Here is a 22964-nt window from a genome sequence, read left to right on the forward strand (position 1 = left end):
GATCGCGATCAGGGCTGGACACAGGCTCAGACGGGCATAACCTCGTTTTTCGCCCGCAGAGGCGCAAATAGAAAAATGGGAGTTACGCCTTGGTTCGTCTGTCTGTTTCCAAACTCGTCTCGATCGGCGCCTCAGTCGGGGCCGCCGCCGCCCTGTTCGCCGTGGGCGCCGTCGCCCAGAGCCGTCCTGATCCCCAACCGGCCGCTTCCGGCCGCGCCCTGCCGGTCGGCAGTTACCGCGAGACCTGCCGCAACATCTCCCTGAACGGGGATCGGCTGCGGGCCCGCTGCATCGCCAAGGACGGCCAGTCGGTCGCCTCGACCCTCAGCGTCCGCGCCTGCCGCGGCGCCCAGGTCCGCAACGACAACGGCCGCCTGACCTGCGACGTGGCGCCCGCTGCCCGCATACGCTGACGCTCAACCGGCCCCGGACGCGCCGGGGCCGGCCTGATTACATGGGCCAGAACAGCAGGATCGCCGGCGGACCGATCACCAGCACCAGCAGGCTCAGCGGCGCCCCCAGCTTGGGATAATCCGAGAACTTGTACCCGCCCGGCCCCATGACCAGCGTATTGCACTGGTGCCCGATGGGGGTCAGGAAGTCGCACGCCGCCCCCACCGCCACCGCCATCAGGAAGGGGTCGGGTCGATAGCCCAGCTGCTGGGCCAGGGTCGCGGCGATGGGCGCCACCACCAGGACCGTCGCCGCATTGTTCAGGAAGGGCGTCACCGCCATGGCGGCGAACATCATGCCCGCCACCGCCACCACAGGCGGAATGCCCTGGAACACCGACTTCAGCCCCCCGGCGATCAGATCCGCCCCGCCGGTCTGCTGGATCGCGTCCGACACCGGGATCAGGGCGGCGATCAGCACCAGCAGCGGCCCGTCCAGGGCGGCATAGGCCTCGCGCATCTTCAGCCCGCCCAGGGCCACGATCACCACCGCCGCGCCGAAGAAGGCGATGGCCACAGGGATCAGGCCGAACCCCACCATCACCATGGCGACAGCCAGAACCACGGCCGGCAGGAACTTCCGTCGCTGGCCGCCCAGCCGCATGTCCCTTTCCGCCAGGGGCAAAAGACCCAGGGTCGCCAGCCGCCCCGGCAGGCCGGCCTCGGACCCCTGCAGCAACAGCACATCCCCCGCCTGCAGTTTGGCCGTCCGCAGATGCTGTGTCAGCTCATAGCCGCTACGCGACACGCCCAGCAGGTTCAGCCCATGCTGGCCGTACAGGTCCAGCGACCGCACCGATTGTCCGATCAGCAGCGAGTCCGCCCCGATCACCGCCTCGACCAGATGGACCTCGTCCTTGGCCTCTTCCAGCAGCACCGGGCGGTCGCCCCGCACCAGCTTCAGCTTTGTGGCGTCGATAAACCCCTCCAGCGCCTCCTGATCGCCCTTGATCAGCAGGGTGTCGCCGGCCCGGACCAAGGTGTTGCCGCGCGGTCGGGTCTTGCGCTTGCCGTCGCGGATCAGGGCCATCACCTGGATGTCGTCCGGCGCCATGGCCTTCAGGGCGCTGATGGGCTTGGTCTCCAGCGTCCAGTCGTCGGGCACGCGCGCCTCGGTCAGATAGGCGTTGGCCGACAGGGCCGCCGACAGGCCGATGGTCCCCGTCCGGTCCTTGGGCAGCAGCCGATAGCCGAACGCGAGGAACACCAGGGCCACCCCGGTCAGGATCAGGCCCACCGGCGCATAGTCGAACATCTGGAACGGCGCCCCGACCATGTCCTGACGCACCTCGGCGACCAGAATATTGGGCGCGGTTCCGACCAGGGTCACCATCCCGCCCGCCATGGCGCCGAAGGCCATGGGCATCAGCAGCCGCGACTGTTTGGTCCCCGTGCGCCGACTGACCTGCAGCGCGACCGGCATCATGATGGCCAGGGCGCCGACGTTCTTCGTCACCATCGACAACAGGGTGACGGCCGTGGTCAGCACCGGCACCTGGGACCGTTCGGTCTTCAGATACGGCATGATCCGCTTCAGGGCCATTTCGACGATGCCGGACTTGGCGAAGGCCGCCGACACGATCAAGGCGCAGGCGATGATCACCGTCACATCGTTGGAGAACCCCTCGAACGCCGCCTCGGCCGGGATCACCCCGATGGCCAACCCCGCCACCAGGGCCGCCACCGCGACCAGATCATACCGGAACCGGCCCCAGATGAAGGCCGCGACCGTCAGGCCGACCAGGCCAAAGGCCAAACCCTGTTGTAAAGTCACTCAGTCGCTCTCGCCCCCGGCCGCCCAGCGCCGCCGATGGACAGCAACGGCGAAACCGGCCGGAGGTTCAACGCCCCTTCAACGTCCCGCGACCAGTCGCCCCGCCGCCCGCACCATCCGCCAGATTTCGCCCAGGAAGGCCCAGACCACGATCAGCATCAGGATCGCCGCCAGCCCGCCGCCGTCGCCCGCCGTCCGATGGAAGGTCGACTGGAGGCGCTCGGCGAACTCCGTCACCGTTCCGACCCAGATCACCGGCGTCAGCGGCGACCAGAACCACAGCCACAGCAGGCCCCAGGCCGCCGCCGCCCCGAAGCCGATGTCGCCCAGGGCCGTCAGCCGCACATCGCCGCCCGCCGCCGCCCGCATCAGGTCGAACACCACCTTGGTTGCCGCGAACAGGGTCACGGGCCAGTAGGCCGCCGCCTCCACCTCGGCCAGGATCCGGCCGTAATCGACGCCGTCCAGCACCCCCGCCACCTCGTCGGGCCGGATCGAGGCGACCGGCAGCAGACCGGTCCACCACAGCAGCAGCACCGCCCAGGCGATGGCGCTGGACACCGCCCGCGCAACCGGCGACATCTCCGCGCTTTTGCGCACCTCCGGCCCCGACTTGGCGGCCGCGCCTTCACGCAGCGTCGCCCCGCCGCGCGCCAGCCTCTGTCCCCAGGTCTCGGCGTCGATATCCCCGCCCAGTTCGAACAGGCCCAGATCCTTGACCCGCCATTTGGCGATGAAGTCGGGCTTCTTCTCCTGCCGCTCCAGCACGAAGCCGATCAGGGTCACCACCCCGATCACCGTCACCGCCCCGCTGAACAGGCCGGCGAAGGCCTGACCGATGGCCTGCCCCGCATAGACATCGCCGCCCAGAACCCGCGCCGCCAACCCGATCAGGGTGACGCACGCCATCACCAGCAGCGCCGTCTTCACCGCGAACAGCCACCACGGATACAACTCCGGCCCGATCAGCGCCTGCGGCCCCGACCGATAGCGCGCCGCCACCGTCAGCGGATGGCCGACCTCGCGCAGCAGGGCCTCGACCTCGTCGTCGCTCGGCGTCCGGCCCAGCCGCTCTTCCAGCGCCTCGAGCCGCCCCATGATCTCGTCGCGCAGCTCGGCGACGATGTCCTCGCGCGTCGCCTTCGGCAGCTGGGCCGCCACGGCCTTCAGATAGGATTCAACCAGGTCCATCCCACGCTCTCCCTCTTTCCCGATGTTCACAGCATCTTCTCCAGCGAGGCCGAAAGGCCCCGCCATTCGGCCGCCAGCCGCGCCAGCATCGCCTCCCCGCGCGGCGACAGGCGGTAGAACCGCTTCTTGCGCCGCTCCTCCTCGCGCCATTCGCTGTCCAGCAGCCCCTGGCTCTCCAGCCGACGCAGCAGCGGATACAGGGTGCTCTCCTCCATCTCGACCCCGACCTCGCCCAGCGCGACCCGCAGCGAATAGCCGTATTGCTCGCGCCGCAAGCTCGCCAGCACGGCCAGGATCAACGACCCCCGCCGCAGCTCCAGCCGCAGACTCTCGAACAGCAGCTCCTCATCCTGACTCAAACCCGCCCTCCCGATCCACGACGTCGTATAGTGTGTGACGCACAGTGTATGCGGCATACTGTGTGAGGGAGTCAAGCTTGCACCCCGCGTCGAAGCGGGCGAAGGGAGCTATAGCCCGAGGGAGCAGACGTGAACGCCGCAGATTTTATCGCCAAATGGAGCGACGCGACCCTGCGCGAGCGGCAGGGCTCGCAGATGCATTTCCTCGACCTCTGCGCCCTGCTGGATCAGCCTCAACCGACCGATCCCGACCGCTACTGTTTCGAGCGCGGCGCGACCAAGGCGGGCGGCGACGACGGGTGGGCCGATGTCTGGCGGCGGGGCTGTTTCGCCTGGGAATACAAGGGGCCTCACAAGGATCTGGACAAGGCCTTCCGCCAGTTGGCGACCTATGTCTCGGACCTGGAAAATCCGCCCTATCTGGTCACGTCGGACATGTCGCGGATCATCGTCCGCACCAATTTCACCAACACCGTGACGGCGGTCCACGAGTTCGCGCTGGAGGACCTGCGCGACCCGGCCAAACGCGACCTGCTACGCCAGATTTTCGAAGGCTCGGAAAAGCTCAAGCCGACCGTCAGCCCACAGGAATTGACTGCCAAGGCCGTCGAACGCTTCGCCGAACTGGGTCGCCGACTTCAGGATCGCCGAACCAAGGACGACACGCCGCTCCACGATCCGCGCGCCATCGCCCACTTCCTGAACCAGCTCGTCTTCTGCATGTTCGCCGAAGACGCGCGGCTTCTGCCCGACAAGCTGTTCACCAAGACGGTCAAGGGCGTCCAGACCCGCCCCGCCCTGGCTCAGAAGGCCCTCGCCAGCCTGTTCAAGGCCATGGCCAGCGAGGAAGAAGACGACCGCTTCTTCCTCGGCGTCGGGGTCATCAACTGGTTCAACGGCGGCCTGTTCGACGGCGCCGAGCCCCTGCTGCTGGAAGCGCCCGACCTGAAACTGGTCGCCGACACCGCCGACGAGCATGACTGGTCTGAAATCGACCCGGCCATCTTCGGCACCATGTTCGAAGAGGCGCTGAAGGCCACCCGCAAGCGCGCCGCGCTCGGCGCCCACTACACCGATCGCGCCAAGATCCTGAAGATCGTCGATCCCGTCATCGTCTGGCCGCTGGAGGCCGAATGGGACGCCGCCCGCGCGGACATCGCCGCCGCCGCCGACGACGCCCGCGCCGCCCAGGAGCGTCGTCAGGCCATCTTCGAAGAGGCGGGCGAGGCGCTGAAAGCCGGCCAGGGCAAGGGTGACGAAGCCAAGCGCCGCAAGGCCGTCACCCAGGCCGACCGTGACCGCACCCTGGCGCTCAACCGCGCCCGTGATCGACTGGAAGCCTTCCTGCAACGGCTCGGCGCCTACCGCGTCCTCGACCCCGCCTGCGGTTCCGGCAACTTCCTCTATGTCGCGCTCCACGCGCTGAAGGATCTGGAGCTCAAGGCCCTGATCGAGGCCGAACGCCTGACCGGCCTGCAATCGCCGGGACCGCGCGTGACCCTGGACGCCGTGCGCGGCATCGAGATCGAGCCCTACGCCGCCGAACTGGCTCGCGTCACCCTATGGATCGGCGACCTGCAATGGAGCCTGAAGAACGGCTACCGCAACTGGCCCAAACCCATCCTGGCCAAGCTCGACCAGATCGAGAACCGCGACGCCCTGCTGAACCCCGACGGGACGGAGGCGGAATGGCCTGCAGTGGACGCCATCATCGGCAATCCGCCGTTCTTGGATGGCAAAAAGATGTTGTCTCAGGTCGAGTCAGTTCACGATCTAAGGAAGGTCTATGAATCGGTTCCCGCAGCAGCAGATTTCGTAACTTACTGGTTCGCGCACGCTTGGAACGACATCCAAGCTGGTAGAGCGCAGCGCGCTGGTTTCGTCGCGACAAATTCAGTGAGAGGTGGAGCGAGCCGACGTGTGCTTGATCCGATCGCCGACGCCGACGCCATTTGGGAGGCTTGGGCAGATGAGCCCTGGACTTTGTCGGGAGCCGCCGTCCGTGTGTCGTTAGTCGGTTTTGGAAATGGGTTCTTAGCGCGCCGTTTGGACGGGCGGGACTCTGTGCAAATTCAGGCCGACCTGACAGGTGAAGTATTCGACTTAACGAAGGCTGACCGACTCACTGAGAACCTTGAGGCCTGTTTCGAGGGTGGCCAAAAATTTGGCGCGTTCGACATTACCGGAGACCAAGCACGAACCTGGCTTAAGATGACAGGCAACCCCAACGGGAAACCTAACAGCGACATTCTAAGACGTCTCTGGAATGGGATGGACGTTGCGCGACGGCGGTCCGACACGTGGGTTGTTATCTACCCTGACGGCACGACCGAAGCAGATGCTGCGGAATATGAAGCGCCTTTCGAATACCTACTCCGGAATGTGAAACCTGAAAGGGCCATCAGCGTCGTTGAACGCAACCGGACTCACTGGTGGCTCCACCATCGGAGTCGCCCAGAGATGAGGCGACGAATCCATCTGCTATCGCGCTATATCGCGACGCCCGTAGTCACAAAGCACCGTGTTTTTGTTTGGCTTGCGAAGTCTGACTGGCCGTCAAACTTGCTTGATGCCATCGCCCGCGACGACGACACCAGCTTCGGCATACTCCATTCCCGCTTCCACGAGCTCTGGTCCCTACGCATGGGCACATGGCTCGGCGTCGGCAACGACCCGCGCTACACCCCGTCCACCACCTTCGAGACCTTCCCCTTCCCCGAAGGCCTGACCCCGAACATCCCCGCCGCCGACTATGCCGATGATCCCCGCGCCGTAGCCATCGCCGAGGCCGCCCGCGACCTGAACGCCAAGCGCGAGGCCTGGCTGAACCCCGCCGATCTGGTGCGGATCGAGCCCGAGGTCGTGCCCGGCTATCCCGACCGTATCCTGCCGATCTCGGACGAGGCGGCCAAGGTGTTGAAGACCCGCACCCTGACCAACCTCTACAACCAGCGCCCGGAATGGCTGGCCATGGCCCACCGCCGCCTCGACGCCGCCGTCGCCGCCGCCTACGGCTGGCCCGCTGACCTGAGCGACGACGCCGTCCTGGAACACCTGTTCGCCCTCAATCAGGACCGCGCGGCGGCCGGCCGCTAGCGGCGCTCCGGGCCACCCGCAATCCTCTCTCCAGACACGAAAAAGGCGGCGGACCGAAGTCCGCCGCCCTCTTCAAATCGAACTGACCGCCGTCCTTAGAAGGACTTGGTCAGGTTCACGAAGGCCGTGCGGCCCAGGTAGTCATAGCCCGAGTACAGCGGCGCGTTGCCGACCCGGTTGTACACGCCCGACGAGATGGTCGGCGGGTTGTCGTTGAACAGGTTGCGAACGCCGACCGTGGCGGTCCAACCGTCGGACGCATACTGGACCGAGGTGTTGTGCAGCCAGTAGTCGTCCGTCGCCAGGTCGTAGTCCGACGTGGCCGGATCTTCGCCATAGAAGTCGTAGCTGTCGGTGCCCTGGATCCACTCAACGCCGTAGCGCACGCGCCACTTGTCCCAGGCGTAGGAGACGTCGGCCGTTCCGGTGAACTCCGGATTGTCGATCATGCCGGTGTAGTCTTCCAGCGGATCTTCGGCGAACAGCTTGTTCGAGATTTCCGTGTACTGGGTGATCGCCAGGTTGAACAGCGCCGTGCCGGGGCCGACGTCCTTGCGATAACGGACGGTGTAATCCAGCCCCTTCACATTGTCCGTCGCCAGATTGACGTAGCTGTCGCGGACCGTGAGGCTGTTGTCCGCCGCATCGCGCGTGATCAGGCGGCAGAAGCCGGCGTCGGCCGCGAAGTCGGCCGGGTTGGAGTCATAGAAGCGGGTCAGGATTTCGCCTGCGCCGGTGCGCGACACGCCGTTCTCGACCTCGATCTCGTAATAGTCGACGGCGAAGGCCAGATCGCCCCAGCCCGAGGGCAGCGGCGGCTGGATGACCAGGCCGACGGTCATGTTGGTCGAGGTTTCGGCCGCCAGGCCGGCGTCAGCGCCGCCTGCGGTGATCACTTCGACGCTGTTGGTCGACTGGAAGTCGCCCGCCAGGCCTTCGGCCGTGCAGTTGGCGACGCGGTTCGGGTTCACGCCCGGCGCGCCGTAGTTGTTGCAGCGGTCGTTGGTGTTCGACAGGAAGCCGGTGGTGGCGCCGACGAACTGTTCGAACAGCGCCGGGGCGCGGTACGAGGTGCCGTAGGTGCCGCGAACCGTGACCCAGTCGATCGGACGATAGACCAGCCCGACCTTGTAGGTCGTGTCGTCGCCGTACGAGTCATAGTCGGTATAGCGGAACGAACCGTTCAGGGTCAGTTCGCGGACGCCCGGCAGGTCGACCAGGATCGGCGCTTCGATTTCGCCGAACACTTCCTTCACCGAGTCCGAGCCGCGCGTGATGGCCGAGGTCGAGAAGTTGTAGGTGTTGCCCAGTTGGCTATCCAGGCCCGGCGTGTCGTCGATTTCGGACTCACGCCATTCGGCGCCGAAGAAGCCCATGACGCGGCCGGCAGGCAGGCTGAACAGCGGACCGTCGATGCCGATGCTGACCACTTTTTCGGTGAACTCGGTCGTGCCGGTCACCGGACGGAAGACATAGTCGACCCAGTCCTGCGGCAAGGCGCCACGGACGGTCTGGGCGTTCAGGGCGGGTGCGGCGACGCAGCCGGGGTTCGAAGCCAGTTCGGCGCACTGGAACTGGCCAGGCGCCGTTTCCACCACGTCCAGCGACTCGATCATGCGATCGGTCAGGAACTGTTCGCTGGTGTAGGTCGACTTGGACCGCGAATAGCTGACGTAGGCGTCATAGCGCCATTCCGGCAGGAACAGGTCGCCCTTGATGCCGGCGACATAGCGGCCGAAGTCCACTTCCTGTTCGGAATAGTCGTTTCCGAAGCCGATGAAGGCGCGGGCGCCGACATCCTGGCCCTTGTTCAGGCCTTGGTCGCCCGAGACCGTGCTGAACGCCAGGCTGTCCGGGATCAGCGGGCTGCCCTTGGCATAGTCCAGCGAGAGCTGGCGATAGCCGGTCTGCGACGACTTGCGCTGGTTGAACAGGGCTTCGCCGTAGATCTCCGCATTGCCCAGGGCTTGCAGATTGTAGCCGACTTCGCCGTACAGGGTCGTGATCTCGACCGGCGAGATCAGCGACTCGTTCAGCATACGGTCTTCGAAGGTGTCGCGAACGTTGAGGTCGTTGCCGGGGCCGCCCACGCCTTCAAACCCGGGCACGCCGCCGGCGACGCCCGCGTTCGGCCGCCAACGGTTGAACACGGTCCCGACAGAACCGGGCGCGCCGACGCCGGCCGTGCCGACGAACGTCCGGGCGCCGCTGGCGCTCGGGGCGCCCTCCACGCCCAGGGAAACGGTGTTGATCGTCACGCCGTTCGAGCCTGTCGTAGTGATCGGATAGCATTTCGACTGGCCGGTCAGCGGATCGATGAAGTCTTGGCCGTTACGGAAGCCGTCGGTCTGGCAACGGGTGAACTCACGGTCGCGCAGGGTCAGTTCGTCACGCTCATAGCGTTCGACCGAACCGGCGGCGCGCCAGCGGTCGCCACTGGCGCCCGCCGTCAGCGAAAGACGGGTCGAACCGCCCGCGCCATTGGCTTCCAGCGGCTCGTTGCGCTGACCTTCGAAGGTGACGCCTTCGAAGTTGTTGCGGGTCTGGATGTTGACCACGCCGGCGACGGCGTCCGAGCCATAGACCGACGAAGCGCCGTCGCGCAGCACTTCGACGCGGTCGATAATGGCGGTCGGCAGCACGTTCAGGTCGGCTGCGCCGACCGAACCGCGCGAACCGGCCGGCGAGACGCGACGACCGTTCAGCAGCACCAGGGTGCGGCTGGGGCTCATGCCGCGCAGGCCGATCGTATTGGCGCCGGGGCCGCCGTTGGTGACGTAGCCGCCGTATGAGTTGTTGATCTGCGAGGTGCCGCCGGTGACGGCCGTGCTCTGCAGCGCTTCCGTGGTCGAGGCGAAGCCCTGCAGGGTCGCCTCTTCACGGGTCACGACCTGGGTCGGCGACGGGGCGTTATAGTTGTCGCGGCGAATACGAGAGCCGATGACGACGATGTCTTCGACGCTTGCGGTCTCGTCGGCCTGAGTAACGGTGGCGTCTTGGGCCATCGCGACAGGCGCTGAAAGCATGGACAGCGAAGCCGCCACAATTCCGCCGACCACAGTCGACGACAGAAGGTAATTTTTACGAGTACGCATACGCCTCATTCACAAACAGTATTGAACAATACTTGGAAAAACAGCTAGATATCACGGATATATACCAAAGGTATGGTAAATACATCCGTTCTATGACCTTGTTAGGCACACGATTTACACATCGCAACCACAAAGTCGCACAATTGTACGAAAAATGGAGAAATTTGACGCAAAACGTCACATGTCGCGACTCGTTGACGCATTATATTTCCACATTACGCCGCTTTGTCGCCCTTTTTAGGCCTTGAACCGGCCATTCACCGCGACCAGCCCCTCTCTGGCGCCGCCGCTTCGCGCGCACTAAGTTCTGTTCATGAACCGTTCTTCGACGCCGAAGCCCGCCGCCGCCAAGCCCGCCAAGCCCGTCCACACGCCAGACCCCGGCGTGCGCGAGGCCGCCGCCGCCTTCAAGCGGGATACGGGCAAGATGCCGATGTTCGCCCCCGTCGCCGGCCCGCGCCTGACGCCGGAGGAGCCCGTCGCCGCGCCCGCCGACTGGGTCCCTCATCGCCCCTCGCAGGAGGGAAAGAAAAAAGGCGGCCGCTTCCGGCTCGAGACCAAATACACCCCCGCCGGCGACCAGCCCGCCGCCATCGCCGAACTGGTCGCCCAGGCCGAGGCGGGCGACCGGGATCAGGTGCTGCTGGGCGTCACCGGCTCGGGCAAGACCTTCACCATGGCCAAGGTCATCGAACAGACCCAACGCCCGGCCCTGATCCTGGCCCCCAACAAGACCCTGGCGGCGCAACTGTACTCCGAATTCAAGTCATTCTTTCCCGATAACGCCGTCGAATACTTTGTAAGCTACTACGATTATTACCAGCCGGAAGCATATGTACCACGGACTGATACATATATAGAAAAAGACTCGTCGATCAACGAGCAGATCGACCGGATGCGGCACTCGGCGACGCGGGCGATACTGGAGCGGGATGATGTGATCGTGGTGGCCAGCGTCAGCTGCATCTACGGCATCGGCTCGGTCGAGACCTATACGGCCATGACCTTCACGCTGAAGGTGGGCGATCAGATCGACGAGTCGAAGCTGCGGGCCGATCTGATCGCGCTACAGTACAAGCGCAACGACCTGACCTTCGACCGCGGCATGTTCCGCAAGCGCGGCGACACCATCGAGATCTTCCCCGTCCACCAGGAGGACCGGGCCTGGCGCGTCTCCCTGTTCGGCGACGAGATCGAGTCCATCGCCGAGTTCGACCCCCTGACCGGCAAAAAGACCGCCGACCTGAACGAGATCACCGTCTACGCCGCCAGCCACTATGTGACCCCGCGCCCGACGCTGAACCAGGCCGCCGCCGGCATCAAGGCCGAGCTGAAGGAGACGCTGGACTGGATGATTGAGAACGGCAAACTGCTCGAGGCCCAGCGCCTGGAGCAACGCACCCGTTTCGACCTGGAGATGATGGAGGCCACCGGCAGCTGCGCCGGCATCGAGAACTACTCCCGCTGGCTGACCGGTCGCGCCCCCGGCGAACCCCCGCCCACCTTCTTCGAATATATCCCCGACAACGCCCTGCTGTTCGTGGACGAGAGCCACGTCACTATCGGCCAGATCAACGGCATGTTCCGCGGCGACTACCGCCGCAAATCCACCCTGGCCGAATACGGCTTCCGCCTGCCCTCCTGCATCGACAACCGCCCGCTGAAGTTCGAGGAATGGGAGGCCATGCGCCCCCAGACGGTTCACGTGTCAGCCACCCCCGGCGCCTGGGAGATGGACCAGGCCGGCGGCGTCTTCGTCGAACAGGTCATCCGCCCCACCGGCCTGATCGACCCCCCCGTCGAGATCCGCCCGGTCAGTGGCCAGACCCGCAACCAGGTCGACGACGTCATCGACGAGGTCAAGGCCACCACCCGCGCCGGCTACCGCAGCCTGGTCACCACCCTGACCAAGAAGATGGCCGAGGACCTGACCGAATACATGCATGAACAGGGGATCCGCGTCCGCTACATGCACTCCGACGTCGACACCCTGGAGCGGATCGAAATCCTGCGCGACCTGCGTCTGGGATCCTTCGACTGCCTGATCGGCATCAACCTGCTGCGCGAGGGGCTGGACATCCCCGAGTGCGGCCTGGTCGCCATCCTGGACGCGGACAAGGAGGGCTTCCTGCGCTCCGAGACCTCATTGATCCAAACCATCGGCCGCGCCGCCCGCAACATCGACGGCCGCGTCATCCTGTACGCCGACCGCATGACCGGCAGTATGGAGCGCGCCATCGCCGAGACCGACCGCCGCCGCGAACGCCAGATGGCCTACAACACCGAACACGGCATCACGCCCGAAAGCGTCAAGCGCGACATCAAGGAGCTGATGGACAGCCCCTATGAGTCCCGCGAGATGGACCGCCTGACCCGCCCCGGCGTCGCCGAAGCCTCCAAACCCTTCGTCGGCTCAAACTTCCAGGCCGCCCTCAAGGACCTGGAAGGCCGCATGCGCGAAGCCGCCTCCAACCTGGAGTTCGAGGAAGCCGGCCGTCTGCGCGACGAGATCAAGCGCATGAAGCTGCTGGACCTGGAATTCGCCAACGAGGCCCTGACGGGGGCGGGCGAAGAGGTGGACCGGTCGGCGCCGAAGAAGTGGCGCGCGGAAGCGGCGGCGGAGAAGGCGGAGGCGTTTAGGAAGGGGCGGTTGTAGGGCTATGCCTGGACGAAACCGGACCGATCTTGTCAGCCGGCTTTTTGGGCTCCCGCGTCCGGGCTCTTGGGGTAGATGATGTCGTAAGCGGCCCACATGGTGTCGACGAAGGTGCGGAAGGTTTTCAGCAGCCGCTCCCGCGTGGCGCCGCTGACGAATTCATACCGCCAGATGCGCAACTCGTCGCCGTCCTGCATGTCCGAAAGCCAGACGATATCGACCGTGTGTTCCATAGCGAGCGCTTCAGCCTCGGAATCCAGACCGAACCACGCCGAGAGCTTGAAGTCCTCACACCGCTTCGCGTCGCCGACGCCTCTGCATTCATAGCCGCGCAGATAAACAGGCGCCTCGTCCGGATAGTGGATTTTCATCTCATAGGTGCCGTCGTCGAGATCCTCGACCTCAACGACCTTGCCCCCGCTTTCTACCGCCAGTTCGCGCGCCATGCCGACCGACATCGCGTCGAGCGTCTCATTCGCGACAGCCGGCGTTACAAGGATCGTCCCGCTCAACAAGGCGAACAACCCAGCATTTCTTATTTTCAATGAAGCCCCCCGGCTCAATATCAGGCCATGCCTGAGCGCCTTGACCTTGCCCGAGTAAGAAGACATCGCCAATGCCCAACACGATCCTTCTCCCCTTGCGGGAGAAGGTGGCCGAGCGCAGCGAGGTCGGATGAGGGGTTTCACCGGCCCTGACGATCCACGCCGAACCGACCCCTCATCCGGCCCTGCGGGCCACCTTCTCCCGCAAGGGGAGAAGGAAGGGCGACACTTAAACTCCAAGTAGGTCATCGCCACGACTCACCAACTTATGGATGGCATGATGACTGTCGCCGAGTTGGAGACTTAGGGCGTGAGCACGCTGTCAAATCGGCTGGCAGCGCTGCCGCCGGAGCATCGTGAAGCGCTTGAATGGTTTTGGGCGAGGCAGGGCGACCTGATCCCTTGGCCCGAGCCCTTGAATGGGCTGTTCTTGGTGAACCGGCCCAAGGGCATTCACAAGCCCAAGGGCTGGACCCACACGCTTAGCGTTCGGCAAGCCCTAAAGGCCCCCTATGCCGACCAGCCTCCCATCGGCTCGATCAACGACGGTTGGACCTATCGCTATTTTCAGGAAGGCGCGGATCCACAAACGCGAGACAAACACGCCACCAATAGAGGCCTGATGGCCTGTCTGACGGACGATGTGCCGGTGGCTGTGCTCATTCAAGAGCAAGCCAAACCCAAGGTTCGTTATCGGGTTTGGGGATTGGCCAAGGTAGCCTCTTGGGACACAGGCTATTTCGATCTGATCGGCTATTCGAAGTCCGGCGAACTGACTCCAAACCTTCCCTACCCTTCGCCGCACACCCAATATTCAGACCTCGCAGAACCCGGCCCTCCCCTCGACTTTGAAGATTCTCGACGGCGTATTGAGCAGCAGATCTACGTCCGCCAAGGCGGCGGCGCCTTTCGTAAAGCGGCGCTGCGCAATTTCGACGGCCGATGCGCCATTTCCGGCTGTGATGTGTGGCCCGTTTTGGAGGCGGCGCATATTGTCCCCTACCTCGGCGCCCACACCAATGCGGCCGACAACGCCTTGTTGCTGAGGGCTGATCTTCACACGCTGTTCGATCAGCAGTTGCTGTCGATCAATCCCGAAACGCTGAAGGTCGAGTTGGATGAAAGCCTCCGAAACAGCATCTATGCAGAACTGAGCGGTCAGAGCATTTCCATTTCCAAAGCGTCATCACCAGAGACGATCCGGCAGCGATTGTTGGAACGAACGCTTGTGTTTGAGGGCAAGAAGCCAACGCCAGCGTTAGTGTGACCCCTCATCCGACCTCGCTGCGCTCGGCCACCTTCTCCCGCAAGGGGAGAAGGAAGGGGTTGCAATCTTGGCGAGTGTTTCGCACAATCTGGATATGGACGACTGGCTGCAATCCCGCGCCAAACAGATGCGCCGCGAGCCCGTCCATTATGAGCGGCGGCTGTGGGGCCTGTTGCGGGATCGGCGGCTGGCGGGGCTGAAGTTTCGGCGGCAGATGGTGATCGGGCGGTATATCGTCGACTTCGTCTGTCTGAGGCATCGGCTGATCGTCGAGGCGGACGGGCCGCAGCATGACGACCGGATCGAGGACGCCGAGCGGGACGCCTGGCTGCGCGAACAGGGGTTCCGGGTGCTGCGGTTTGCGAATGGGATGATCGGGAACCAGCGGGAAGAGGTGCTGTCGGCCATTGTGGCGGCGACGGAGGAAGGCCTGACGCGAGACTGAGGCTTCCTTCTCCCCTTGCGGGAGAAGGTGGCAGCCGAAGGCTGACGGATGAGGGGTTTCACCGGCCCTGACGGTCCACGCCGAACCGACCCCTCATCCGACCTCGCTGCGCTCGGCCACCTTCTCCCGCAAGGGGAGAAGGAAGACCCGCTCAATCCTCCAGCCTCACCCTGAACTCCGCCGCCGGCATCTGCCGCGTCCCCGCGCCGTCAGGCGCAATGACATCGATCCCCAACCGCACGCGGGCCGCCCGCTCATCCTCCTCCACCGGCGGGATACCCCGTCCGGCCAGTTGCGCCTCCAGCGCCTCGACCCGCGCCTCGGTGGCGGAGCGGCGGCGCGTCTTGACCTCTTCGTGGGCCCGGCGGCGCAGCGAACCCTGGCGCCGCCACTCGTGATAGGCCGCCTTGACCGGATCGACCTCGTCCGGCTTGCGCCAGAACCGGTCCTCCAGGGCGATGCGGTCCATGGTCAGGATGTCGAGGACCAGTTCCAGGGGCGCGGTTTCCGCCGTCAGGCCGTTGCGGGCCGGGTCGGCGCGCTCGGCCAGCTTGTGATAGGCCTCGGCCAGGCCGGCCAGGGTGCGGGCCTCGGTCCAGGCGCGGGCGCGCATGGCCCGGCCCGAGGCCACGGTGGCGGTGCGGGCCAGGACGGCGGGGTCGTCAGGCGTTTCCGCCCCCTCATCCGGCAAGCCGTCGAACCAGCTCCCCTTGTCGGTCGCCGCCTCGCCCTTCGGCTCCGTCTGCGGCTGCAGATACCGCGACCAGCCCTCGCGTGACGCTCGGGCGCGCAGGGCCTCGGTCCCGACGCCGTACCGGGCGGCCACCTGCCGGGCACCGTCCCCGGCCAGATAATCCCGGCGCACCAGCTCCCAGATCGAGGGCGGCTGAATTTTGTATTTCCGTCGCTGTTCCATGCATCGCATCATGAATCATGCGGATGATCAGGCGAGAAACTGACCGAATTTACAGGTCAAACGTCTGAATTTACAGCAATCGCGGCGCCAGTTTACAGCCCCCAGCGCGCATAACCAGACCCTCTCCCGCTTGCGGGGGAGGTGGCCCGGCGTCCGCGCAGCGGACCAGGGTCGGAGGGGGAAGTGTCGCCTGACGCAGACTTCCCCCATCGTCAGGCGTGTCGCTGCGCGCCACGGCCTGACACTTCCCCCGCAAGCGGGGGAAGATCCGGGATCAGTCCTCGTCCATCTTCAGGGCGGCGATGAAGGCTTCCTGCGGGATTTCGACCTTGCCGAACTGACGCATCTTCTTCTTGCCGGCCTTCTGCTTCTCCAGCAGCTTCTTCTTCCGCGTCGCGTCGCCGCCGTAGCATTTCGAGGTCACGTCCTTGCGGAGCGCGCGCACGGTCTCGCGGGCGATGATCTTGCCGCCGATGGCCGCCTGGATCGGGATGACGAACAGGTGGGGCGGGATCAGTTCCTTCATCTTCTCGACCATGCCCCGGCCGCGCGTCTCGGCGCGGGCGCGGTGGACCAGCATGGACAGGGCGTCCACCGGTTCGGCGTTGACCAGGATGGACATCTTCACCAGGTCGCCGACCTTGTATTCGGTGATCTCGTAGTCGAACGAGGCATAGCCCTTCGAGATCGACTTCAGCCGGTCGTAGAAGTCGAACACCACCTCGTTCAGCGGCAGTTCGTAGACCACCATGGCGCGGGAGCCGACGTAGGACAGTTCGACCTGCGAGCCGCGGCGGTCCTGGCACAGCTTGATCACGCTGCCGAGGTATTCGTCGGGCGTCAGGATGGTGGCCTTGATCCAGGGCTCGGAAATGGTCTCGATCTGCATCACGTCGGGCAGGTCGGCCGGGTTGTGCAGGTCGATCTCGGAGCCGTCGCGCAGGCCGATCTTGTAGACCACCGACGGGGCGGTCGCGATCAGGTCGAGATTGAACTCGCGGCTGAGCCGTTCCTGGATGATCTCGAGGTGCAGCAAACCGAGGAAGCCGCAGCGGAAGCCGAAGCCCAGGGCGGCGCTGGATTCCATCTCGTAGGTGAATGACGCATCGTTCAGACGCAGCTTGCCGATGGCGGCGCGCAGGTCCTCGAAATCGGCGGCGTCCACCGGGAACAGGCCGCAGAAGACCACGGACTGGACCTCCTTGAACCCCTTCAGCGGTTCGGTGGTCGGCTTTCTTTCATCGGTGATGGTGTCGCCGACGGCGGCGTGGGCGACTTCCTTGATCTGGGCGGTGATGAAGCCGACCTCGCCGGGGCCCAGCTGGTCCACCGGGGTGTTCTTGGGCAGGAAGACGCCGACGCGGTCGATCAGGTGGGTCGAGCCGTTGCGCATCATCTTGACCCGCATGCCGGTCTTCAACACCCCGTCGAAGACGCGCACCAGGACGACGACGCCCAGATAGGGGTCGTACCAGGCGTCGACCAGCATGGCCTTCAGCGGGGCGTCGGGGTCGCCCTTGGGGGGCGGCAGTTTGGTGACGATGGCTTCGAGGACGTCCTCGATGCCGATGCCGGACTTGGCGCTGCACAGCACGGCCTCGGAGGCGTCGATGCCGATGACGTCCTCGATCTGGGCCCGGACCCGCTCGGGCTCGGCCGCCGGCAGATCGACCTTGTTCAGGACGGGGACGATCTCGTGGTTGTTATCAATGGCCTGATAGACGTTCGCCAGCGTCTGCGCCTCGACCCCCTGCGACGCATCCACGACCAGCAGCGAGCCCTCGCACGCCGCCAGGCTGCGCGACACCTCATAGGCGAAGTCCACGTGCCCCGGAGTGTCCATCAGGTTCAGGACATAGTCCTGCCCGTCCTTGGCCTTGTAGTTCAGGCGCACCGTCTGCGCCTTGATCGTGATCCCCCGCTCCTTCTCGATATCCATATTGTCGAGCACCTGCTCGCTCATCTCCCGCGCGGTCAGGCCGCCGGTGAATTGGATCAGTCGGTCGGACAGGGTCGACTTGCCGTGGTCGATGTGCGCGACCACGCTGAAGTTCCGGATGTTCGAGATAGGGGGAGTCGTCATCCGCGCGCCCCTATCACGCGTAGAGGTCCGGGACCAGCGGGCGCGGCGATCCGCGCCTCTGACGGTGTCAGATTAAGCCTTTGCAACAATATGTATCGGCGTTTGAGAACGGGTCGCGGACGCGGTATGGGTCGCGCCTCCCGATAACCGGCGCGAGCCGGCGATCCGCTTCGCCTGCAACCGAGGAACTCCCCGTGTCCAAGACGACCCGAACCGCTCTCAACCTCGGCGCCATGGCCCTGTCGGCCTTCCTGCTGGCCAGTTGCGGCGGGCACGGCGATGAGAAGACCGAGAAAAAGGCCGCCGGCGGCTCGCGCCAGACCGTCACCGCCGCCACCGTGACCCAGACCAATCTGCGGCGCACCGTCACCGCCTCGGGCACCGTCTCCGCCTGGGAGGAAGTGCCGGTGGCGGCCGAGACGGGCGGTCTGACCGCCGTCGCCGTCTATGTCGATGAAGGCTCCTACGTGCGTCAGGGCCAGGTCCTGGTGCAGATGAACGACGTCCTGCTGCGCGCCCAGCTGCGTCAGCAGCAGGCCCAGGTGCAGCTGGCCGAGGCCAATGTGGCGCGCGACGACGCGGCCCTGGGCCGGGCCCAGCAGTTGAAGGAACGCGGCTTCCTGTCTCAGGCCTCGCTGGACACCGCCCTGGCCAACCAGCGGGCGTCGAACGCCAATCTGGCCGCCGCCCGCGCCACCCTGGCCCAGACCCAGACCCAACTGTCCCAGGCCACCATCCGCGCCCCCGTCGCCGGCCTGATCATCAGCCGCAGCGTGACCAAGGGCCAGATCATCTCGGCCGGGACCGAACTGTTCCGCATGGTCCGCGACGGCCGGCTGGAACTGGACGCCCAGGTGCCCGAGACCGAACTGGCCCAGGTTCGCGCCGGCCAGTCGGCGACCGTCACCTCCAGCGAGGCGGGAACGACCAGCGGCACGGTCCGGATCGTCACGCCCGAGGTCAACGCCAGCACCCGCCTGGGCCTGGCGCGCATCTCGCTGTCGCCCGGCGCCCAGTTGCGGCCGGGCATGTTCGCCCGCGCCGACATCGACGTCGGCGACCAGCCCGCCACCACCGTGCCCACCGGCGCGGTCCTGTATCGCGACAACAAGCCGGGGGTGTTCAGCCTGGTCGCCGACGGCCGGGTTCACTTCCAGCCGGTCGTCATCCTCTCGCGGACCGACACCCAGACGGCCGTCACCGGCGTCAATGTCGGCGCCCAGGTCATCGTCGACGGCGCCGGCTTCCTGAACGAGGGCGACCGCGTCAACGTCGCCCAGGCCCCCGGCGGCGCCCGACCTGCCGCCCAGCCTGCGGCAAAGTAGGACCGACCCATGAACCAGATCTCGTCCTGGGCGATCAAGAACCCGATTCCGATCATCCTGCTGTTCCTGTTGCTGACCCTCGGCGGAGTGGTCGGCTTCATGGGGATGCGGATCAATCAGAACCCCGACATCGACTTCCCGCTGGTCAATGTCACCGCCGCCCGCCCCGGCTCGGCGCCGGCGGAAATGGAGGTTCAGGTCACCCGCCTGATCGAGGATTCGCTGGCCGGCCTGTCGGGCGTGCGCCACATCACCTCCAACATCAGCGACGGCGTCTCGACGACGGTGATCGAGTTCGAACTGGGCACGGACACCGACAGGGCGACCAATGACGTGCGCAACGCCATGACCGGCCTGCGCGCCAGCCTGCCGCAGGACATGCAGGAGCCGGGGGTCCAGCGCATCGACATCACCGGCGACGCCCTGATCACCTATGTGGTCCGCTCGCCGACCATGACGCCGGAACAGATCAGCTGGTTCATCGACAATGAGATGAGCCGCGCCCTGCTGGCCCTGGGCGGCGTGGGCCAGGTCAACCGCTCGGGCGGGGTGGACCGCGAAATGCGGGTCGAGCTGGATCCGCAGCGGCTGGCCGCCTACGGCGTCACGGCGGCCGAGGTCAGCCAGGCCCTGACCAACGTCAACAACAACCTGCCCGGCGGCCGCGTCACCATCGCCGGGTCCGAGCGCGCCGTCCGCACCCTGGGCGCCGCCACCTCGGTGGCGCAGCTGCGCGAGACCCTGGTGCCGCTGGGCGACGGCAAGACCGTGCGACTGGATAATCTGGGCACGGTCGAGGACAAGTGGAGCGAACCGCGCCGCCTGGCCCGCTACAACGGCCAGGAGGCCGTGACCTTCAACTTCCTGCGCTCGCGCACCGCCTCCGAGGTCAAGGTCGCCGAAAAGGTCCGCGAGGAGGTCAAGAAGATCGACGAGGCCCATCCCGAGCTGACCATCAGCCAGGTCACGGCCAGCGTCGAGGAGATCGAAGAGAGCTATCTGGCCTCGCTGGAGGCCCTGCTGCTGGGCGCCGTCCTGGCCGTCATCATCGTCTTCATCTTCCTGCGCGACTGGCGCGCCACCCTGATCGCGGCGACGGCCATGCCGATGTCGCTGATCCCGACCTTCGCCATCCTGGGCCCGCTGGACCAGTCGCTGAACGTCGTCACCCTGCTGGCCCTGTCCCTGACCATCGGCATCCTGGTCGATGACGCCATCGTGGAGATCGAGAACATCGTCCGCCACATGCGCGACGGCAAGCCGCCCTATGACGCCTCGCTGGAGGCGGCGGACGAGATCGGTCTGGCGGTCGTGGCCACCACGGCCACCATCATCGCCGTCTTCGCGCCGGTCGGCTTCATGCCCGGCATCATCGGCCAGTTCTTCAAGGCCTTCGCCCTGGCGGCCTGCGTCTCCGTGGCCTTCTCGCTGTTGGTGGCGCGGACCCTGACGCCGCTGATGGCCGCCTTCATCTTGAAACACTCCCACCACGAGGATCGCGACCCGTTCTGGATGGGCGGCTATCTGAAGGCCTTGCGCTGGTCGCTGGGCAATCGGTGGAAGGTCTTCATCATCGGCATCCTGTTCCTGGTCGGGTCGATCGCGACCTCGGTCGTGGCCAAGATGTCGTTCGAGTTCATGTCGCCCGGCGACACGGCGCGCGCGGCCTTCCAGGTTGAGCTGCCGCCGGGTTCGACCCTGCGCCAGACCGACGCCGTGGTGCAGCAGATCACCCGCAAGCTGGAGGCCCGCCCCGAGGTCACCTCGGTCTATGCCGCCGTCGGCGGCCAGGACGTGACCCAGGCCAATATCTACGCCGACATGGTGCCCAAGGGCGACCGCGAGCTGAGCCAGCAGGCCTTCGCGCGGGTCATGGTCGACGAGATGAAGCAGATCCCCGGCGCCCGCATCCGCGCCGGCATCAGCCAGCAGGGCGGCGGCCCCGGCGACGGCACCACCTACACCTTCTCGATCCTGAGCGACGATCCCGTCGCCCTCAACGCCGCGGCGCGCAAGGTGGAAGAAGAAATGCGCGGCGTGTCGGGTCTGGCCAATGTCGTCAACTCGGCCGCCATCGCGCGTCCCGAAATCCTGGTCACGCCGCGTCCGGACGAGGCCGCCCTGGCGGGCGTGTCGGCCGGCGCCATCTCCCAGGCGGTGCGGGTCGCCACCATCGGCGATGTCGAGCAGAACCTGCCCAAGTACAATCTGGGGGATCGACAGATCCCGATCCGACTGCAGCTGACCGAAGCGGCGCGCGAGGACCTGAGCGTGCTGGAGAACCTGCGTGTGCCGGCGACGGGCGGAGCCTCGGTGCCGCTGAGCGCCGTCGCCGACATCCAGTTCGGCGCCGGTCCGGCCACCGTCACCCGTCAGGACCGGTCGCGCATCGCCTCGATCAGCGCCGAACTGGACGGCATCACCACGGGCGCGGCGAGCGTGGCGGTCAACCGCCTGCCCTCGGTCCAGAAGCTGCCCGCCGGCGTGCGCCAGGTGCCGGCCGGCGACGAGGAGTTCATCCAGGAGATGCTGACCGGCTTCGGCATCGCCTTCGCCTCGGGCATTCTGCTGATGTATGCGGTGCTGACCCTGCTGTTCAAGAGCTTCGCCTATCCGATCACCATCATGGCGGCCCTGCCCCTGGCCATCGGCGGCGCCTTCATCGCCCTGGCCATAGGCGGCGCCAACTTCTCCATGTCGGCCCTGATCGGGGTGCTGATGCTGATGGGGATCGCGGCCAAGAATTCCATCCTGCTGGTCGATTACGTCATCATGGCCGAGCGGGACGGCATGCCGCGCCACGAGGCCATCATGGACGCGGCGCACAAGCGCGCCCGCCCCATCCTGATGACCACCTTCGCCATGGGGGCGGGCATGGTGCCCATCGCCATGGGCATCGGGGCCGACGTGCAGTTCCGCTCGCCCATGGCCATCGCCGTGCTGGGCGGGCTGATCTCCTCGACCTTCCTGTCCCTGCTCTACATCCCCGCCATCTTCACCATCGTCGACGACGTGGCCCAGTGGGCGCGGCGTATCCTGCGCCGGTCGACGGCGGGGCAGCGGGAGCTGGCCAAGCCGAGGCAGGGTCCGTTGGTGGAGTGAGGCTGAAGCCCGTTGCAGACCTTCGGAGGGTCTTCAACGGGTGGTTAGCAGACATCAGCTTTCGGTCGCTTAGTCGCAGGCCGACTTGGGGGCGTTACCGGGAGCGGTCCCGCAGATGTATCCCGCTATTCTGGATGGGTCGATTTCATAGCCGTGGTCGCCCCGGCGCAAATCCTCCTTGTGCGGGAGGGAGCCCGTCTGGGCGACCGGCACGCTCAGGGTACCGGGCCAGCGCTCAACGATCCGTGACATTAGCCGCTCGCGAAAGCGCCGAGCCAGTGATGGGTCTTCACCTCTCTCGAACGATATCCACACATGGCCGAGGTGAGACTGGTCCGAGACGCGAGCTTCGCTTTGGCGGACTTCACCGCCGCGATAAACAGTTACTTCGATCGACTTGCGAAGCTCGGGTGCCATCTCGGCCCAGCGCTCCATTTCCTCTGCCGTCTCGATATTGAGGTCTAGCCCCTCAATAGCCGCCTCAGCTTGGAGGATGGTCAGGAAGTCGGCCCGGTCCACCGCCGTGGTCAGCGGCACCTCGAAAGCCGCCACTGTCTTAGCGCTTTCGGATTGCGGAACAGGCTGGCAAGCTCGGAAGCAACCGACAGGCAAAGATATGGTAAGCAGCACCGCAGCTGTCGCGCCGACCGGGAAGCGT

The 22964-nt window shown here is 65.8% G+C and carries 14 protein-coding genes and 1 pseudogene; 7 read left to right on the forward strand and 8 right to left on the reverse strand.

The features are described 5' to 3' along the window. Positions 1-89: 89 nt before the first annotated feature. Positions 90-413, forward strand: a complete 324-nt coding sequence (locus GGR11_RS14850; protein ID WP_183198225.1) for a hypothetical protein — start codon at positions 90-92, stop codon at positions 411-413. A 37-nt stretch (positions 414-450) separates the two neighbouring features. Here the strand turns inward: GGR11_RS14850 and GGR11_RS14855 are convergent, their stop codons facing one another. From GGR11_RS14855 to GGR11_RS14865, 3 genes are all read right to left on the reverse strand, one after another. After that, the gene (locus GGR11_RS14855; protein WP_183198227.1) at positions 451-2226 is read right to left on the reverse strand and encodes an SLC13 family permease; all 1776 of its coding nucleotides are present in this window, start codon (positions 2224-2226) and stop codon (positions 451-453) included. Between the two features lie 78 nt (positions 2227-2304). Further along, complete coding sequence (locus GGR11_RS14860; RefSeq protein ID WP_183198228.1) at positions 2305-3417, reverse strand: HAAS signaling domain-containing protein; 1113 nt, start codon at positions 3415-3417, stop codon at positions 2305-2307. A 26-nt stretch (positions 3418-3443) separates the two neighbouring features. Further along, positions 3444-3776 carry a PadR family transcriptional regulator gene (locus GGR11_RS14865; RefSeq protein WP_008261789.1) on the reverse strand — a complete coding sequence of 111 codons (333 nt, stop codon included), beginning with the start codon at positions 3774-3776 and terminating at the stop codon, positions 3444-3446. 129 nt (positions 3777-3905) lie between these two features. Here GGR11_RS14865 and GGR11_RS14870 point away from each other — a divergent pair, with 129 nt between their 5' ends. Further along, positions 3906-6872: a DNA methyltransferase gene (locus GGR11_RS14870; protein WP_183198230.1), complete on the forward strand. Its 2967-nt coding sequence runs from the start codon at positions 3906-3908 to the stop codon at positions 6870-6872. Positions 6873-6967: 95 nt separating this feature from the next. Here GGR11_RS14870 and GGR11_RS14875 read toward each other — a convergent pair whose 3' ends face one another. Beyond that, the gene (locus tag GGR11_RS14875; RefSeq protein WP_183198232.1) at positions 6968-9967 is read right to left on the reverse strand and encodes a TonB-dependent receptor domain-containing protein; all 3000 of its coding nucleotides are present in this window, start codon (positions 9965-9967) and stop codon (positions 6968-6970) included. A 313-nt stretch (positions 9968-10280) separates the two neighbouring features. Here GGR11_RS14875 and uvrB point away from each other — a divergent pair, with 313 nt between their 5' ends. Beyond that, a complete protein-coding gene (uvrB, locus tag GGR11_RS14880) occupies positions 10281-12623 on the forward strand; it encodes an excinuclease ABC subunit UvrB (protein ID WP_183198234.1) in 2343 nt (780 codons plus the stop codon). Between the two features lie 32 nt (positions 12624-12655). Here the strand turns inward: uvrB and GGR11_RS14885 are convergent, their stop codons facing one another. After that, on the reverse strand, positions 12656-13240 hold the full coding sequence (locus GGR11_RS14885) for a hypothetical protein (RefSeq protein ID WP_183198236.1): 585 nt from the start codon (positions 13238-13240) through the stop codon (positions 12656-12658). A 238-nt stretch (positions 13241-13478) separates the two neighbouring features. Here GGR11_RS14885 and GGR11_RS14890 point away from each other — a divergent pair, with 238 nt between their 5' ends. Both GGR11_RS14890 and GGR11_RS17035 read left to right on the forward strand, forming a co-directional pair. Then, on the forward strand, positions 13479-14435 hold the full coding sequence (locus GGR11_RS14890) for an HNH endonuclease (protein WP_221205336.1): 957 nt from the start codon (positions 13479-13481) through the stop codon (positions 14433-14435). A 151-nt stretch (positions 14436-14586) separates the two neighbouring features. Beyond that, positions 14587-14803, forward strand: a pseudogene (locus tag GGR11_RS17035) (DUF559 domain-containing protein); the annotation flags it as partial. A 228-nt stretch (positions 14804-15031) separates the two neighbouring features. Here the strand turns inward: GGR11_RS17035 and GGR11_RS14900 are convergent. Both GGR11_RS14900 and lepA read right to left on the reverse strand, forming a co-directional pair. Further along, a complete protein-coding gene (locus tag GGR11_RS14900; RefSeq protein WP_183198238.1) occupies positions 15032-15796 on the reverse strand; it encodes a hypothetical protein in 765 nt (254 codons plus the stop codon). A gap of 274 nt (positions 15797-16070) precedes the next feature. Continuing rightward, complete coding sequence (lepA, locus tag GGR11_RS14905) at positions 16071-17879, reverse strand: translation elongation factor 4 (protein ID WP_183198240.1); 1809 nt, start codon at positions 17877-17879, stop codon at positions 16071-16073. A 194-nt stretch (positions 17880-18073) separates the two neighbouring features. Here lepA and GGR11_RS14910 point away from each other — a divergent pair, with 194 nt between their 5' ends. Together GGR11_RS14910 and GGR11_RS14915 are read left to right on the forward strand one after the other, a co-directional pair. Continuing rightward, positions 18074-19204, forward strand: coding sequence for an efflux RND transporter periplasmic adaptor subunit (locus GGR11_RS14910; RefSeq protein WP_343051155.1), 1131 nt, complete (start codon positions 18074-18076; stop codon positions 19202-19204). 9 nt (positions 19205-19213) lie between these two features. Beyond that, on the forward strand, positions 19214-22306 hold the full coding sequence (locus GGR11_RS14915) for an efflux RND transporter permease subunit (protein ID WP_183198242.1): 3093 nt from the start codon (positions 19214-19216) through the stop codon (positions 22304-22306). A gap of 69 nt (positions 22307-22375) precedes the next feature. On the opposite strand, the gene GGR11_RS14920 is transcribed toward GGR11_RS14915, so the two are convergent. Further along, the gene (locus tag GGR11_RS14920; protein ID WP_183198245.1) at positions 22376-22858 is read right to left on the reverse strand and encodes a hypothetical protein; all 483 of its coding nucleotides are present in this window, start codon (positions 22856-22858) and stop codon (positions 22376-22378) included. Between the last annotated feature and the right edge of the window lie 106 nt (positions 22859-22964).

It is taken from the genome of Brevundimonas mediterranea (assembly GCF_014196125.1).
Lineage (GTDB): Bacteria > Pseudomonadota > Alphaproteobacteria > Caulobacterales > Caulobacteraceae > Brevundimonas > Brevundimonas mediterranea.